This is a genomic window from Pseudomonas sichuanensis, assembly GCF_024749065.1.
Lineage (GTDB): Bacteria > Pseudomonadota > Gammaproteobacteria > Pseudomonadales > Pseudomonadaceae > Aquipseudomonas > Aquipseudomonas sichuanensis.
Window position 1 is genome coordinate 3,884,065 of the sequence record NZ_CP087185.1, and the last position, 15,012, is coordinate 3,899,076.

Here is a 15,012-nt window from a genome sequence, read left to right on the forward strand (position 1 = left end):
CTGTTCAGAACTTGTCGGGGAACTGCTTGACCAACGCCCCGGCCAGGGCGTCGGCCAGCACCAGCATGTGTTGGCGCATCATCTGCCAGGTCTGTGCTTCCCCGGCGTAGTCGCGGGCGGCGATCTGGTCGATCTGCGTCACATGGTGGCCGCCGTGGGCGCTGAGCAGGGTCAGCAAGGTCGGCTCGGGCAGGTAGGGGTTGGCCTTGGCCAGGAACCCGGCGATGGCCTTGGCGTTGCCCGACAGCTCGTTCACCGCCGCCTGCTGTCCCGCCTTGTCCCTGGCCACCGTGGCATCGCTGTAATGCTTGACCGCGCCCCAGTGCCCGGCCAGCAGCTTGAGCATCTGCTCCGCCGCCGGTTGGCCATACAACGGCGCCAGGCTGTTGGCGATGGTGGTGGCATTGCTCACCACCTGCCTGGCCGCCGTGTCGGCCTGGGCCTTGTTGCCGGCCTGGTTGGCAACGGCGTAGTTGCGCACCCAGAACACATGCTCGACCCACAGATCGCGCAACGCCAGGCGCGTGCTCAGTGCGGCAGGCTCGGCGGCGGGCGCATCGGTGCTGGCCAAGGCCTGGTTGAAAAGCGGCTGCGCGCACAGGGCGAGCAACAGCAGTGCAGCAATCTTGATGTTCATGACGACACCCTCGAAGTGGATGACCCCCAACAAGGGTAATTTAAGCATCAAAATATGTTTTTATTGGCCGAAGCGCTGGATTCGGACCAATGGTCCACGGCTCATCCCTTGATGGCTTTCTCGATGGTTGCGATGTCGATCTTGCCCATGTCCATCATCGCCTCCCAGGCCCGCTTGGCTGCCGCCCGGTCGCTGCCAGCGACGGCCTGGGTCAGCACGCGCGGGCTGATCTGCCACGACAGCCCCCATTTGTCCTTGCACCAGCCGCACACACTCTCCTGACCGCCGTTGCCGACGATGGCGTTCCAGTAACGATCGGTCTCCTCCTGGCTGTCGGTCGCCACCTGGAACGAGAACGCCTCGCTGTGGCTGAACGCCTTGCCGCCGTTGAGGCCGATGCAGGGGACGCCCATTACCGTGAATTCGACGGTGATCACATCGCCCTGCTTGCCTGACGGGTAGTCGCCGGGGGCCAGGTGTACGGCGATCACCTGGCTGTCGGGGAAGGTTTGGGCATAGAAGTTCGCGGCCTCTTCAGCGTCGTGGTCGAACCAGAGGCAGATGCTGTTCTTCGGGGTCATGGTCGGGGTTCCCGGGGCACGAGGTCCCACGAGTCTAGCCCCCCTGCCCGCCCGCACTGGCGGTGCGCGATCAGCGGCCGGCCAGGGGGATCCACAGGTCGACGTAACCGCCACCGTGCAGCGGGTCGAAATCGGCGCTGTACAGCTCGAATTCCGGCGCATCGGCCGCCTGGTGGCCGGACGCCGGCAACCACTGGTTGAACACGGTGTAGACCGTCTGGTGGATCATCGACACATGGCCCTGGTGGCGGAACACCGCATAGTCCCGTGCCGCCAACCGGAAATGGCTGAAGTTCGGCGGCAGGTCGCCGGCGCGGGCCACCTCGACCCCGGCGATGTACTCGAAACTGCCGTCGTCGCCGGGGTTGCAGCACACCCCGTAGGTGGCGTCGCCGACCTGCCCGGGCACACGCCCGACGTAGGGGTCGAAAGCCTGCCACAGGCCAGGGATGCCTTCGTTGCGCTCGAAGGTGAAGCGCCCGCCGAGGCCAGCGATGATGAAGGCATCGCGGTGTTCGAAACGCGGTTCGGCAAGCGGGATGAAGTCGAGGGTTTTCATGCGCAGGGGCTCCAGCAAGGCAGAGGGGTCGTGGGCCTGGCCGCGCAGCTGGCTCGGCGGCATGCCGAACAGCTCGCAGAAGGCCCGGGTGAACGCTTCGTGGGAGCTGTAGCCAGCCGCCAGCGCTACTTCAAGGATGTCCGGGCAGCCACCGCGCAGGGCCTGCGCGGCACGGCTCAGGCGCCGGGCCCGCACATAGCGCATCACCGGCCAGCCGGTGGCGGCAGCGAACTGGCGGGCCAGGGCGAACGGCGAAAGCCCGAAGTGCCGGGCGACACGGCCCAGGTCCAGGTCGGTGTCCAGGGCCGTCTCGATGTACCACAGGATGTGTTCGATGCTTCGCATTCCCTTGCTCCTCAGTCAGCGCCGCCACACTACCAAGGGTGTTGGCGGACGACTTGATCGTTCTTGCGCGTAGTCATCGCAACCTGTTTCAGCGAGCCTGTCCTTCGGCTCGATGCTGACTGAAGGCCAGGTGGTAACCGTTGCAGTCACGCACCCCGAACTCTCGCGAACCGTGCGCCATGTCCTGCAACGGCCAGGCGATGTCGGCTCGCTGCTTGACTTGGGCGAAGTAGCCCTCGACATCATCGATGATCAGGTAAAAGGTGCCGGAGCAGGCCACCGGCTGCTGCCACAGGTCCTCTTGGGTGAACACCAGTGTGCAGTCATGCAGGCGTGCGGTGAGGGTCGACTGCGCACTGTCGCTGACACTGAAGCCGAGCACGTCGCGGTAGTAGTCGCGTGTGCCTTTCAGGTCGGTACAACGCACAAGCAGGGCAATGGGCATGCTGGCCTCGTCGATGAAATCCATGTGCTGCGGATCATCACTGTTAACACCCCAGGCGACAAGGGCTGGCAGCGGGCAGCGATAGTGGCACAATGCCTCGTTTGCCACCTGCCCCTATCAAGGAGGATTCATGTTGTCGCGCTCCATCCCGGCCATCCTGACACTGGCCGCCACACTGCTGCTCGGTGCCTGTGCCACAGCCCCGCAGCCCCCCGCTCCACCGCTTGGCCCCGTGCTGCCGAGTACACCGCAACGCAGCCAATGGATCGAACAGACCCTGGCCAAGGACCCGCTCGTCAAGCCCAAGGACAAACCGGCTGTCTATCCGAACAGCGACGAGACTGTGGCCAAGCTGCGCAAAGAGCGCAACCTGCCTGTGCCGGATGAGTATTGGGCACTGTACAAACAGAACCTCGACACCCTGCGCGCCGACATGCAACAGCAGAAGGTTACCGGGCGCGCCGCCTACATCGCTGTCTACACCGACCAGCTCAACCGCGCCGACGACCAGACCCTGCAACGCCTCGCCACTGCGCCCGACAGCCTGGACAAGGCCAGCAGCCGGGCCTGGACCCAACGCATGGTCGATCGCCTGCTGACCTACATGGCGGATGACAACAAGGCCACCGTCACTACCCTGCAAAATCACATGCAACGCATGGCACTGATGGACCGGCAATACAAGATCTGCGCGCTGTACAGCGACTGCTGGGACAAGCCGCCGTCCAAATGACCTGGCCGGCGCCAGGTTTGACGCCGGGCGCCGCAGCGTTCAAGGTCGGTGCTGCACAGAGCAACCCAGCCTTTCCCTGACGCGGAGACCGCCATGCATTTCGACCTGATCCAGACCCTGAGCCTGGCCGGCAAGCCGGATGTGCCCAACGATGACCGCCTCGGCTGCGCCGAGCGCCATGCCTGGGTCATCGACGGTGCCACCGACCTCGGCCCAGCCGGCCTGCTCGGCGAGCGTGGTGGTGCGGCCTGGCTGGCGGGCGCGGCGCAGCGTGCCTTCGCTGGCGCTTGCGGGCCTTTGCAAGGTATCTGCGAGCAGGTATTCGACACCCTGGCCAAGGACTACGAGCAAGCCCGCCAACGCGTGCCGCTGGCCCCGTGGGAGCTGCCCCGCGCGGCCTTCGCTGCCGTGGCCCTGGAGGGCGACGAGCTGGTCTGCGCGCACCTGGCCGACTGCGTGGTGCTGCACCGTAGCGCCCAGGGCGTTGCCTTCCTCACCCCGGCCCCCGACCGCGAGGCCGAACGCGCCGAAGCCGCCGCCCTGGGCCCCGGCACCGGCGCCTTCGGTGTGCGCACACCGGCGGTGCTGGCCGACCGCCGCGCCGCCCGCGAACGGCCGCGGACCGTGCTGGGTGTCGAACCCGAACAGGCCCGCGCCGGCACCGGCTACAGCCGCACCCCGGTAGCCAGGGGCGACGATGTGCTGCTGATGAGCGACGGCTTTGCCGCACTGTTCGACACCTACCGGGCCTACGACCCGGGCGCATTCATCACCCGCCTGCTGAGCCACGGGCTGGCCGACCTGGCCCAGACCCTGCGTGGCATCGAGCAGGACGACGCCGCCTGCGTGCGCTACCCGCGCTTCAAGATGAGTGACGATGCGTCGGCGATCTGGTTGCGGGTGGGCTGAGGCGACCACTGCATCATCAAGAAATGCCCTACAACAATTTGGGAAGCACTCAGGCGTTTGTGGCTTCACACCGTAATTCGCTTCCCTATGATTTCCCCAACGACGCTAGGTACCGTAGTCCAGGGGAGATTCAAGCTTGTCGGAACTTGAAAAAAAACTGCAGCACCTGACCGCAGAACAGATCGAAGTACTCTACGCGCAGTATCTCGCTGGCGAAAAAGTTTCCGTGCTGCTCGATCGCTATGCCATCGACCTGAAACCCACCCAGCTCATCAAGGCCCTGCCACCCCGACTGATCGAAGACCTCATCTGCCCATACTGCAACACGCCGCTGTTTCAGCGCCGCCCCGCCAAGTCCGCCCTGGGTGGGGCAAAGCAACCGGCGTTCTGCTCGCGCTGCGAGCACCAGCACCACTTCCCCTACTATCACCGCCCCCCTCAGGCGTGCCAGTGCAGCCCTTGCCAGCTGGCACGGGAGCAGGCGCGACTGCAGCGTGAAGCTGAGTTGCGCCAGCGCGTGCAAGCGTTCCATGGGCTGGAGGCTGTTACCCCTGTGCCATTTTCCAGCTTGAGCCTGACCCACAAGCTGCAACTGATGGCGTTGTTCGAAGCCCGCAGCGATTGGCGCCTCGACTGCCTTCTACCGGCACGGGCGGTGAAAGGTGATGCCTGCATCGCCCCGTCAGAAGCGATGGAGCAGGCAGTTCTGCAGTCGCTGCGCGAGGCAAAAGTGTTGATGGTTGATCCGACGTCGCCGCTCGATGCCTTCGATTCGGGGCCTACACCCACGCCCCGGTTCGATAGGGTCTACTGGCGGGTCAATGTCAGCTTGGGCGACGGGCAACGCACGAACCTCGCCGACTTGTACCGCGCCATCCATCGCGAACTGTCGCGCGGCCCCATGCCCGCCTGGCGCGAAGAGATTGCCGAGGCCATCCACACCCTCGCCTTAGAAGAGGTCTACGGCTATCTGGAAAGCTACTGCGCTGAACACAGCCTGCCCTTCCAGGCGTGGAAGAAAGGCCGTGAAGTCATCGCGCAGCTGCTGGAAGAGCTACCGGTATGCCAGGTCTGGTACCTCGCCAAACTGGCTGTGAACAATGCAGTCGTGTATTTCAACAAGGGCTCGGTGAGCAAGACCCAAGCCAGCAATGGCATCCCCAACAGCATGCTGGCGCTGGGGCAAAAGGCCGTGGAAGGTGCATGGACAACAAAATGGCACAAGCACAGCGTCAGGTCTCCCCGCTCCGGATTCAGCAAGGCCCTCCACGACCTGCTGCTCAAGCATGACGACTACGGTCGCGAGCGCAGGATTGGCAATTACATCACGGCACTACCGAGCGCAGCCTACGGCCCCGGCACTGCCGAAATCTGCTGCAGTGCCTGCGGTTCCCTGGCCATTCATGTGCAGACGAAGGTCAATGAGACCATCGTCAACTGCAAGGACTGCATGGCGAGATCGTTGCTCCCCACCGATGGCCATCGCCACCTTCAGTAGCAAAAATCACCTGCAATTCATGCGCACCCAGAAAAGGACTACACGAAAAACGGAAAGCATGAAGTCGATCGCGGGCAAAGTCGGACTCAAAATGTTTCCGCGAACTACAAGAACAGCGGAAAAACTCCCGCTTCATCGACTCATGTACAAGGAAGCACGCAATGCTGATCCAGCCCCTCCCTTCCCACGGCCCTTGGGACCAAGGCATCAGCCTTGACCGACATACCGTGTTCAGCACCCCCATCGGCCTGAACGCACAGGGCCACATGCAGTTTGAGATCCTGCGCACCGACATCGGCGAGGCGCTGTTTCAGCTCAAACATCGCGACGACTACCGGCAGGTCGCCTTCCTCGCTCGTTCGGTGGCCGCCGCCTTGGCCGGGCAACGCTTCGACCTGGTCATCCCCATGCCCGCCAGCAGGCAGCGGCCCTGCCAGCCGGTCCACGAAGTGGCCAGGCAAGTGGCGGTGTTGCTGGGCAGCACCTACAGCGATCAGCTTTTGCTGAAGACCTGGCCCACCGCATTGATGTCCGACCTCGCCAACTATGAACAACGGGCCGAGGCACTGGCCGGCTGCTTCATCGTCAACGACACCCTGCGCCATAGCGCCGATGTGTTGCTGCTGGACGACCTGGTCGACACCGGTGCCTCGCTGGAGGCTGCCTGCACCGCCCTGCGCGAATGCGCCAGCATTCGCAGCATCTCGCTGGTTGCTCTGACGCGCCGGCACTGAACAGGCAAAAAAAAAGCGCCTCACGGAGGCGCCAAAACATTCACCTGTAACCAAAGGAGCGCGTGGGCTTCTAAAGGTGAATTCGATTGTTCACAGAATCGACAGCGGGTATTCGACGATCAGCCGCACCTCGTCCAGGTCAGACTCGAACGCCGTGGCCCGGGTGGTGGCCTGACGCACCCGCAGCGACAGATCCTTTGCCGCGCCGGTCTGCACCACGTACTTGACCTCGATATCGCGCTCCCAGCGTTTCTGGTCGGTGAGCGGGTCGCCGTTGCCGTCGCGGCGCATGTAGAAGGCGTTGGCGTTGCTGTAGTCGGCGTCGCTGCCACGCCCGTAACGGGTCATGAACGTCAGCCCTGGCACGCCATAAGCAGTCATGTTCAGGTCGTAGCGCAGCATCCAGGAACGCTCCTTCGGCGAGTTGAAGTCGCTGTACTGGATGGAGTTGTCGAGGAAGATCGAATCGGACTGGCGCAGGTAGTCGAAGTCGTCGTCGCCGTTGTTGCGCTGATGGGACAGCGCCAGGGTATGGGCGCCGTAGCGCACACCGAGCTTGGCGCTCCAGATATCGTTGTCGAACTGGCCGAGGCGCTGACGGCCTTCGTCCTTGGCGTTGTAGAAGTTGAACCCGCCGATCAGCGCCAACTCGTCGCTCAGCGGCCAGGTCACGCTGGTGCCAGCGTAGTACTGGTTCCACACATCCTTCAGGCGGCTGCCGAACAGGCTGACGCTGACGTAGTCGTTGATCGCGTAGTCGCCACCGCCGTAGGCAATCCATGGCGAGTCCACCGGGCCGCCGTAAAAGGTCACGAAGTTGTCGCGCAGGTCGCTGGACACCGGCTGGCTCATGGCATGCAAACGCCCGCCCTGCAGGGTCAGGCCCTTGAGGCTGGTGTTTTCCACGGTCACGCCACGGAAGCTCTCCGGCAGCAGGCGCGAGTCGCCGGCGGCCACCACCGGGTTGGCCGGGAACACATCACCCACCCGCAGCACGGTGTCGTACAGGCGCAATTTGGCGGCGCCGCCGACCTTGCTGTACTCGTCCCGGGCCTGGCCGTCGCGGTCCACCGGCAGCACATCGAACGAGCTGCGCCCGCCATTGCGCCCACCGCCGGTGTCGAGTTTGAGCCCGAGCATCGCGAAGGCATCCAGCCCCACGCCCACAGTACCCTCGGTGAAGCCGGACTCGAAGCGGGTGATGATGGCGTGGGCCCAGGCCTCGGAGTAGCCGTTGGCGCTGGCCTTGCCGCTGTTGTAGGTCGGCGCCGGGCCGTCGCGGTGGTCACGGTTGAAGTAGAAGTTGCGGTTGAGCACATTCAGGCGGCTGCCTTCGATGAACCCCTCTTGCTGCGCGTCGCCGGCCCAGGCGGCGGGGCCGGCCATTGCCAGCAGGGCGGCCAGGGAAAGTGTCGGACCGTTTCTCATGCGATGCTCCTTCGCTGCGGCTGTTGTAGTTGTACGGCCTCGGCGCTGGAGCGTCCCTGGTCTGGCCAGATGCGCGTGCACCCAGCCCCTTCGGCCGAGGCTGATGCTCGCTGCTGGCGGATAACGGCAAGGTGATGGGCGGATTACAATTGCGTCATGCGCGCACTTGCGTCCGGCATTGGGGATGCTGGGTTAACAGGCACTTGAGGTGGGTGTGGCTTGCGGGACAGGAGGGCTTGCTTCAGCGCTTCAGAGCAGAGCGATAGGCCGCCGCGCCTTCGCGCTTGCCTACCGCCACCACCAGCACAACGACTCGCTGATCCTCTACCCGATAGACCAGTCGATAACCTGAGGACTTGAGTTTGATCTTGTAGTGGTTGGGCAAGTCGCGCAGCGCGTCCGCTGGCACCCTGGGCAGTACCAGCCGCTCACGCAGTTTCTTCTTGGCTTGCTCACGCACGGTATGGCCAAGTTTCTCCCACTCCTTCAACGCAGAGGGCAGAAACTCGAGCTTATAGGTCATCCAGCTTCACCGGCACGCCCTTCTCGTGCGCACGTGCCTTGACCAATTGCGCCAGCTCGATGTCTTCCAGTTGCTCCATCATCGCCTCATAGAGTTCAGCGGGCACCATGTAGCCCATGACGCGATTATGATTGAGCACTGCCACTGGCTGCCCCTGTGCACCTGCCATGACAGCCGTGGGATTCTTCTTCAATTCCGAGACGCTGACGGTGATGTCGGCGAAGATGTTCTGCATGATCAAGCCCTCAATGAAGGGCTAGATTTTGGTCTTTATTTAGGGCTCATTCAAGTCGTACAGGTCGCTTTCCAATATAAGCAAACGACACTTCGGGCCCGCCACAATGACGCAGTCGCTCCCCTCCGTCACCTGGCATTTCTACCAGTAGACACGCGCCAGCCCCTCCCGAAACATGCCAGCTGCCGGCCCAAAGGGAGTGCCCGCCATGCAAAGCGCCACGTTGTTCTGGAAGGTTGCCAATGGCGACCACCCCTGCCCACATGCGTCTTCGCTGCTGGGCTGGGAGTTCATCTTCTATGAGCCGGACAAACGCCAGGTCCGGGTGCGCTTTCATGCCTCGGCTTCGTTGACCACGCCGCTGCAGTGCATCCACGGCGGCATGCTCGGGGCCATGCTGGATGACTGCATGGGCGCGGCGGTACTGGCCGCCCTCGGCCCTGAAGAGGTGGCGCTGAGCGCCAGGCTCGAAACCCGCTTGCTGGCCCCGGCCCTACCGGGCCACCTGGCCGGCGTGGCCAGGGTCACCCGGCGCATCGGCAAACTGCACTACACCAGCGGTGAGCTGCACGCCGAGGACGGTACGCTGCTGGCGACCGCCAAGGCCTGCTACAAGGTCATCCCCCTGCCGCCGGGCGGGGTCTTGCAGGGTGCCGTCGAGCCGGGGTGACACCCTTGCCGGGCATGGGCCTGGCCATACCTTGCGCATCTGTAACCCTGGCGTCATGCCCCTGTTGGCTGGTGCTGGCTAGCCTGGGCTTCGAAACCTCACCCCTTTCGGAGGCCCACCATGCTACGACTGACCCTGAGCGCCGCGTTGCTGGCGCTGTCCCTCTCGGCCCAGGCCACTGGTTTTACCAGCCGGGCAAACGAGCAACTGCTGGAGGACCACCAGCAAGCCGTGGCCGCCTACGCGGCGGAGCGCGCCAAGCCCATGCCGGAGATCGTCGACTACCGCTACGGCATGCGCCTGGACGTTGCCCGCCTGGTGCGCCAGTCAGCCGACCCGCGCAACTGCAACGTCGGGCCCCGCCTGATGACTTACGAGGACAGCCAGGGCGCCCTGCGCACCGTGCGCTACGTGATGCAGTCGCAGTGCATCAACAACAAATGACTGGCTGGCCTCAGGCGCTGACGCGCCCGCGTTGTACCAGGTTGCGATAGCCCAGCCACAGCACACTCAACAGCAACACGCCCAGCAGCACCATCAGCTCGACGCTGTAGCGTGCCACCAGCGCCGCGAAGCCGAACACTTCGCGGTACACCTGGATATCGGCGCTGCCGTCGGCGTGCCGGATGCTGATGCCGCCCTGACGGATCTGCGAGTAGTCAGTGTCGAAATACACCCATATCCAGCTCTCGCCCGCCGCTTCGATACTGGGGATTTCGACAAGGTTGGTGGGCGCCTCCAGCAAGGTATCGTTGCCAGCGCTGTCGCGAATCTGCACCAGGCCCTTGGCCGGCAGGCGGATCTGCACCGCCTGCAGCGGGCGCTGCCGGTGGTTGAACAGTTCGATAAGCAGCCCAGTGCGGTGATCCACCAACCCCGCCTCGAATGGCTTGGCGAACAGCTGCAGGTACGGCGCCTGGGCCAGCTCCACCAGCTTGTCGACCTGCGGATCGGCGAGCGCGCCGTTGCCGATCTCGCGGACAAGCCCATGCAGGCGCTCGTACTTGAGCAACGCGTTGGCCGTGCTGATACGTTCGCTGAACTGGCCCGGGTAGGTAAGGTGGGCGTAGGTCAGGCGCGCTTCGAGGCGGTTGTCATCACGCAGCAGGGCGAAGAGCGCGGTGGCGGTGACCGCGATGACCAGCAGGCCCGCGAGGGCTTTACCGACTTTTTCCCAGCTCACCTTGGGGTTCCTTGTACTGCAGGGTTGGCGACAGGCAATGGCGGGCAAGGTTGCCAAGAAGCAGGGGCCGGGGCAAGGCATCTTTGCCTTGGCTGGCCCCTTGGGCGCAAGGCCGGCTCATCCTCGGCTGAGCAACCCCGGCACCGCCACCACCAGCATCGCCACGCCCGACAGGGTCAGCAGCCCCAGCACGATCCGGCGAAACGCCAGCTCGCTGATGCCCAGGTACAACCGTGTGCCGAACAGGGTTGGCAGCAGCATCGCCAGCGCCACCACGGCAAACGACGGCAGCAGCGCCGTCGTCACCAGCCCGCTGCCGATGTAGGTAAGCAGGGTCACCGCCAGCATCGACAGGTTGAAGTTCTGGATCACCGCGCGCTGGGTGTCGCGCTCGAAGCCGCGCAAGGTGCACCACAGTGTTGGCACGGTGCCGGTGAAACCGCCGATACCGCCCAGCACACCCCCGACCATGCCCACCGCGCCATCGGCCAGGCGCCCGCCGCGCAACCTGGGCAGGCGCGGCGCCAGCAGCATCAGCGGGCACCACAGCACCAGCAGGCTGCCGAACACCGCCTTGAACCACAGCATGTCCAGATAGGGCAGCACCCACACCCCCAGCGGGATGCCAGCCAGGCCACCAAGCACGAAGGGCCACAGCAGGGCCCAGCTGAACCCCCGGCGCACACTGAACACGGCGATCAACTGGCCGCTGAGGCTGCCGAACACGGTCAGCACTGCCGCCGCCTGGGGCTCCAGGCCCCAGGCCCAGAACGACATGGCCACCATGCCGAAGGCAAAGCCCGACAAGCCTTGGACGAAACCGGCAACGACAGCGCCGAGGGCGATCAGTAACAGCGGGTCCATGAACACTCCGTACAGGTGGCCAGTGGGGCAGCATTCCCCACCCATCAATGGGTGACTATCCCCAGGTTTGCGGCGAAGCCTGAGCGTATCGCGTTCGCATCTTTTGTAACATCTTGAAATATCTGGCCCTTGGCCACATTCCCTTTGGCACAGCCGTTGCTCATCCCACCTACAGGGCACGGCGCCACCCCAAGGGTGGGCAACAGATGCCCGTTGCACAACACGGGGCATACCGCAATGAAGAAACCAGCTGCAACATCCCTACAGGTGTTCAGGTTGTCCTCAGTCACGGCGCTACTGCTCAGCTTCGGGCTGGTGGGCGCGGTAGCCGGATCATTGGACGACGTCAGCCAGCCACCGCCCGGCGACCCTTCCGCCTACAGCGACCCACCCGCCGACCCGGTGGCCGCGGCAGCGGCGCTCGAAGCGCTGAAAAGCATGCCAGAAGCCAACGAAGGCTCGCTGGAACTGAGCAATGGGGTTTACGGCGACCGCTCCACGGTAACCACCGACAACGTGCTGCAGCCAGCGCAGCAGACCTCGCGCAAGTACCCCACCAACGGCAAGCCCAGCCCGTTGTTCGGCGCCGAGCCGTTCACCCAGCAACTGCTGCTGCTCGAAGAGTTCGGCCCGGAAAAACTCGACCCGGCCACCCCGCCCTACCAACTGACGTTCCCGCCACCCATCCTCGGCCCGGCCCCCGCCCAGGACCCTGACATCGTTGCCCGCAGCAGCCCCAACGGCAACGCCCTGGAAGCCTTCCTCACCCAACCCGGGCTGACGCCGTTCCCGTCGCAGTATGCCAACGTGCTCGACCGCAACCCGTGGAAGGCGCAGATCGAGATGTTCCTCAACCGCAATTCGGTAGGCTCGCCCGCCGAAGGCCGCCCACCAGGAAAGGGCTGGTCGCACCAGCGCTGGAACGAGTTCTACCCGCAGGCCGCGTTCAAGACCGCGCAGGCCGGCGCGCGCATCAACCAGGGCCTGCGTGACCGCAAGCAGTTGCACGGCTACAGCAAGGGCGAGTTCGGCCCCGGCGGCCTGTACTACCAGACCTCGGACATCCCCACCACCCTGGGTACCACCAAGGGCATCGACACACGCTTCCACCCGAAGATGCCGCTGCAGAACCACAAGGCGCTGTGGACCTTCGACGGCACCTTCCCGATCAAGCTGCTGATGGTGCGCTACGGCCAGCCGGTGCTGATGCGCCACTACAACGCGCTGCCGATCGACCCGTCGGCCAACAACGGCTTTGGCCTGCACACCATCTCCACCCACGAACACAACGGCCACTCACCGGCGGAAAGCGACGGCTTCGCCAACGCCTACTTCTTCCCCGGCCAGTACTACGACTACCGCTGGCCGATCCAGCTGGCCGGCTACGACACCATCAACACCCGCGCCCAGGACCCACGCGCCGCCTTCCCCTGCTCGCCCGGCGAAACCCTGTACGTCAATGACAGCTCACCGGGCCTGAAGACCTGCGAGAACGGCAGCATCAAGATCCGCGGCGACTGGCGCGAAACAATGAGCACCCACTGGTTCCACGACCACATGCTCGATTTCACCGCGCAGAACGTCTACAAGGGCAACGCGGTGATGATGAACTACTACTCGGCCATCGACCGCGGCAACGAAGCCCTGCAGGACGGCGTCAACCTGCGCTTCCCCAGCGGCAGCGCAATGCCCTGGGGCAACCGCGACTACGACGTCAACCTGGTGGTCGCCGACAAGGCCTGGGATGCCAATGGCCAACTGTGGTTCAACCCGTTCAACACCGATGGCTTCCTCGGTGACCAGATCCTGGTCAACTGGCAGTACCAGCCAAAGCTGAAAGTGCGTGCGCGCAGCTACCGCTTCCGCATCCTCAACGGCTCGGTGTCGCGCTACTTCAAGTTCGCCATCGTGCGTGAGGTGGCCGGCAGCAGCGGCGAGTTCAAGGGCCCGATCGGCTCCAATGTGTCGTACAACCGCGTGCCGTTCCACATGATCGGCAACGACGGCAACATCATGGAACACGCGGTGCCGTTCGACGGCAGCATGGACCTCAACGGCGACGGCGACCGCCAGGACAACAACGGCATCCTGCCGCTGCAGGGCATCGCCGAGCGCTACGACATCATCGTCAACTTCGCCAAGAATGGGATCAAGGCCGGCGACAAGCTGTATTTCGTCAACCTGATGGAGCATGAAACCGGCAAAGGGCCGAAACAGCCGATTGCCCTGGCCGACGTGCTGTCGGGCAAGTACAAGCCCGTGATCAAGCAGACCAGCAATGGCCCTGAGTGGGACGGCGGTGACCCGACGGTGGGCAAGTTCCTGCAACTGCTGGTGCAGCCTTACAGCGGCCAGGACGTGAGCATGGACCCGGCCCTGTATGAACCGGCCAAACCCGGCAAGGCCGAAGGCCTGGTGATGATCCCGCTGACCATCAACCCCGGCAACGCCGCCGACCAGACCAAGCTTGCGGCCGCGCGCCACCGCGAGTTCATCTTCGGCCGCTCGGACGGCACCGACAGCGCGCCCTGGACCATCAAGACCGACGGTGGCTTCGGCTTCAGCATGGACCCACGGCGTATCAGCGCTGCTCCGCAACTGGCCAGCGAGGCGACTGCCGCCGGCTTCAGCGGCGACGGCACGCTCGAGGTGTGGAAGATCAAGAACGGCGGCAACGGCTGGAGCCACCCGGTGCACGTGCACTTCGAGGAAGGCGTGATCCTCAGCCGCGACGGCAAGGCGCCGCCGGAATGGGAGAAGTGGGCGCGCAAGGACGTGTACCGCATCGGCCCGGACAAAGACTCGTCCGAGGAAGTGGAAATGGCCATCCGCTTCCGCGAGTTCGCCGGCACCTACATGGAACACTGCCACAACACCCAGCATGAAGACTCGTCCATGCTGCTGCGCTGGGACATCGAGCACCCTGGCCAGTTCCAGCTGATGCCCACGCCGCTGCCCGGCTGGGATGGCGTGCAATACGTCAACTCCGCCGCCCTGCCGACCTTCCGCAAGGCCGACGGCGACGGTGGTGGCAATGAAGACCCCGGCAACAAACCGCCCGTGGCGGTGAACGACAGCGCCGCCACCAGTGCCGGCAAACCGATCGTGCTCAACGTGCTGGCCAACGACACCGACCCCGACGGCAACCTGCCACTGACGGTCAGCGGCCTGGCCCAGCCCGACTCGGGCATGGGCACGGTGAGCAGCAACGGCACCCAGGTGACCTACACCCCGCCGGCCACGGTGGCCAGCCCGTTCACCGCCAGCTTCACCTACCTGGCGCGTGATGCCAAAGGCCTGGAGTCGCTGGCCCCGGCCACGGTGAGCATCGCCGTATCGCCCGCCGTGCAGGCCGACACCGTGGTGGTCAGCAGCGCCAGCGTGCAACTGCGCAGCAACAGCCGCTGGACCTGGGAAATCGCCGGTACCACCAGCGTGGCCAGTGGCAACAGCATCCGCGTCAGCACCAACACCACCAGCGGGCCGCTCGACCTCGGGCTGGCGACACTGACCGCCAGTGGTACCGGGGCACGCTGGAAGCTGTCGGTGACCACCACCGGCAGCGGCCCGGCCTCGCCACCGGCGGTGACCGTGAAGTCGGCGCTGGGGCAGACCGTGACCGCACCGTTGAGCATCAAGTGAAGTAGAAACCGTGGGAGCGGGCTTGC

Annotated in this window: 16 protein-coding genes; 7 read left to right on the plus strand and 9 right to left on the minus strand. The window is 64.6% G+C overall.

Annotation, left to right across the window (positions count from 1 at the left end; all coding sequences use genetic code 11):
- Positions 1–4 precede the first annotated feature (4 nt).
- From LOY51_RS17615 to LOY51_RS17630, 4 genes are all read right to left on the minus strand, one after another.
- A complete protein-coding gene (locus tag LOY51_RS17615; protein WP_258642352.1) occupies positions 5–637 on the minus strand; it encodes a hypothetical protein in 633 nt (210 codons plus the stop codon).
- Positions 638–738: 101 nt separating this feature from the next.
- A complete protein-coding gene (locus tag LOY51_RS17620) occupies positions 739–1,218 on the minus strand; it encodes a VOC family protein (RefSeq protein WP_125859314.1) in 480 nt (159 codons plus the stop codon).
- A gap of 70 nt (positions 1,219–1,288) precedes the next feature.
- On the minus strand, positions 1,289–2,122 hold the full coding sequence (locus LOY51_RS17625) for an AraC family transcriptional regulator (protein ID WP_258642354.1): 834 nt from the start codon (positions 2,120–2,122) through the stop codon (positions 1,289–1,291).
- A gap of 88 nt (positions 2,123–2,210) precedes the next feature.
- A complete protein-coding gene (locus LOY51_RS17630) occupies positions 2,211–2,591 on the minus strand; it encodes a VOC family protein (RefSeq protein WP_223277154.1) in 381 nt (126 codons plus the stop codon).
- A 106-nt stretch (positions 2,592–2,697) separates the two neighbouring features.
- Here LOY51_RS17630 and LOY51_RS17635 point away from each other — a divergent pair, with 106 nt between their 5' ends.
- The 4 genes from LOY51_RS17635 to LOY51_RS17650 all read left to right on the plus strand — a co-directional run bounded on the left by LOY51_RS17635 (position 2,698) and on the right by LOY51_RS17650 (position 6,441).
- Positions 2,698–3,300: a hypothetical protein gene (locus tag LOY51_RS17635; protein WP_125859316.1), complete on the plus strand. Its 603-nt coding sequence runs from the start codon at positions 2,698–2,700 to the stop codon at positions 3,298–3,300.
- Positions 3,301–3,393: 93 nt separating this feature from the next.
- Positions 3,394–4,209 (plus strand): protein phosphatase 2C domain-containing protein, encoded by an 816-nt coding sequence (locus LOY51_RS17640; RefSeq protein ID WP_258642356.1) that lies wholly within the window; start codon positions 3,394–3,396, stop codon positions 4,207–4,209.
- A gap of 136 nt (positions 4,210–4,345) precedes the next feature.
- Entirely contained in the window at positions 4,346–5,707 is a 1,362-nt protein-coding gene (locus LOY51_RS17645) for a hypothetical protein (protein WP_125859318.1), read from the plus strand.
- 161 nt (positions 5,708–5,868) lie between these two features.
- Entirely contained in the window at positions 5,869–6,441 is a 573-nt protein-coding gene (locus LOY51_RS17650) for a ComF family protein (protein ID WP_125859319.1), read from the plus strand.
- 90 nt (positions 6,442–6,531) lie between these two features.
- Here LOY51_RS17650 and LOY51_RS17655 read toward each other — a convergent pair whose 3' ends face one another.
- The 3 genes from LOY51_RS17655 to LOY51_RS17665 form a co-directional block, all read right to left on the minus strand.
- Positions 6,532–7,869 (minus strand): OprD family porin, encoded by a 1,338-nt coding sequence (locus LOY51_RS17655; protein WP_258642359.1) that lies wholly within the window; start codon positions 7,867–7,869, stop codon positions 6,532–6,534.
- Between the two features lie 241 nt (positions 7,870–8,110).
- Positions 8,111–8,392 (minus strand): type II toxin-antitoxin system RelE family toxin, encoded by a 282-nt coding sequence (locus LOY51_RS17660; protein ID WP_125464711.1) that lies wholly within the window; start codon positions 8,390–8,392, stop codon positions 8,111–8,113.
- Entirely contained in the window at positions 8,382–8,627 is a 246-nt protein-coding gene (locus LOY51_RS17665) for a type II toxin-antitoxin system prevent-host-death family antitoxin (RefSeq protein ID WP_125464712.1), read from the minus strand. The genes LOY51_RS17660 and LOY51_RS17665 overlap by 11 nt, the downstream gene beginning before the upstream one ends.
- Before the next feature lie 208 nt (positions 8,628–8,835).
- On the opposite strand from LOY51_RS17665, the gene LOY51_RS17670 reads away from it, so the two are divergent.
- Together LOY51_RS17670 and LOY51_RS17675 are read left to right on the plus strand one after the other, a co-directional pair.
- Entirely contained in the window at positions 8,836–9,297 is a 462-nt protein-coding gene (locus LOY51_RS17670) for a PaaI family thioesterase (RefSeq protein WP_189654481.1), read from the plus strand.
- Positions 9,298–9,417: 120 nt separating this feature from the next.
- Complete coding sequence (locus LOY51_RS17675; protein WP_258642361.1) at positions 9,418–9,741, plus strand: DUF2790 domain-containing protein; 324 nt, start codon at positions 9,418–9,420, stop codon at positions 9,739–9,741.
- A gap of 10 nt (positions 9,742–9,751) precedes the next feature.
- Here the strand turns inward: LOY51_RS17675 and LOY51_RS17680 are convergent, their stop codons facing one another.
- Together LOY51_RS17680 and LOY51_RS17685 are read right to left on the minus strand one after the other, a co-directional pair.
- Positions 9,752–10,480 carry a hypothetical protein gene (locus tag LOY51_RS17680; protein ID WP_258642363.1) on the minus strand — a complete coding sequence of 243 codons (729 nt, stop codon included), beginning with the start codon at positions 10,478–10,480 and terminating at the stop codon, positions 9,752–9,754.
- 117 nt (positions 10,481–10,597) lie between these two features.
- The gene (locus tag LOY51_RS17685) at positions 10,598–11,344 is read right to left on the minus strand and encodes a sulfite exporter TauE/SafE family protein (protein ID WP_125464716.1); all 747 of its coding nucleotides are present in this window, start codon (positions 11,342–11,344) and stop codon (positions 10,598–10,600) included.
- Between the two features lie 237 nt (positions 11,345–11,581).
- Between LOY51_RS17685 and LOY51_RS17690 the strand changes: the two genes are divergently transcribed.
- On the plus strand, positions 11,582–14,986 hold the full coding sequence (locus tag LOY51_RS17690) for an Ig-like domain-containing protein (RefSeq protein WP_258642366.1): 3,405 nt from the start codon (positions 11,582–11,584) through the stop codon (positions 14,984–14,986).
- Positions 14,987–15,012 lie beyond the last annotated feature (26 nt).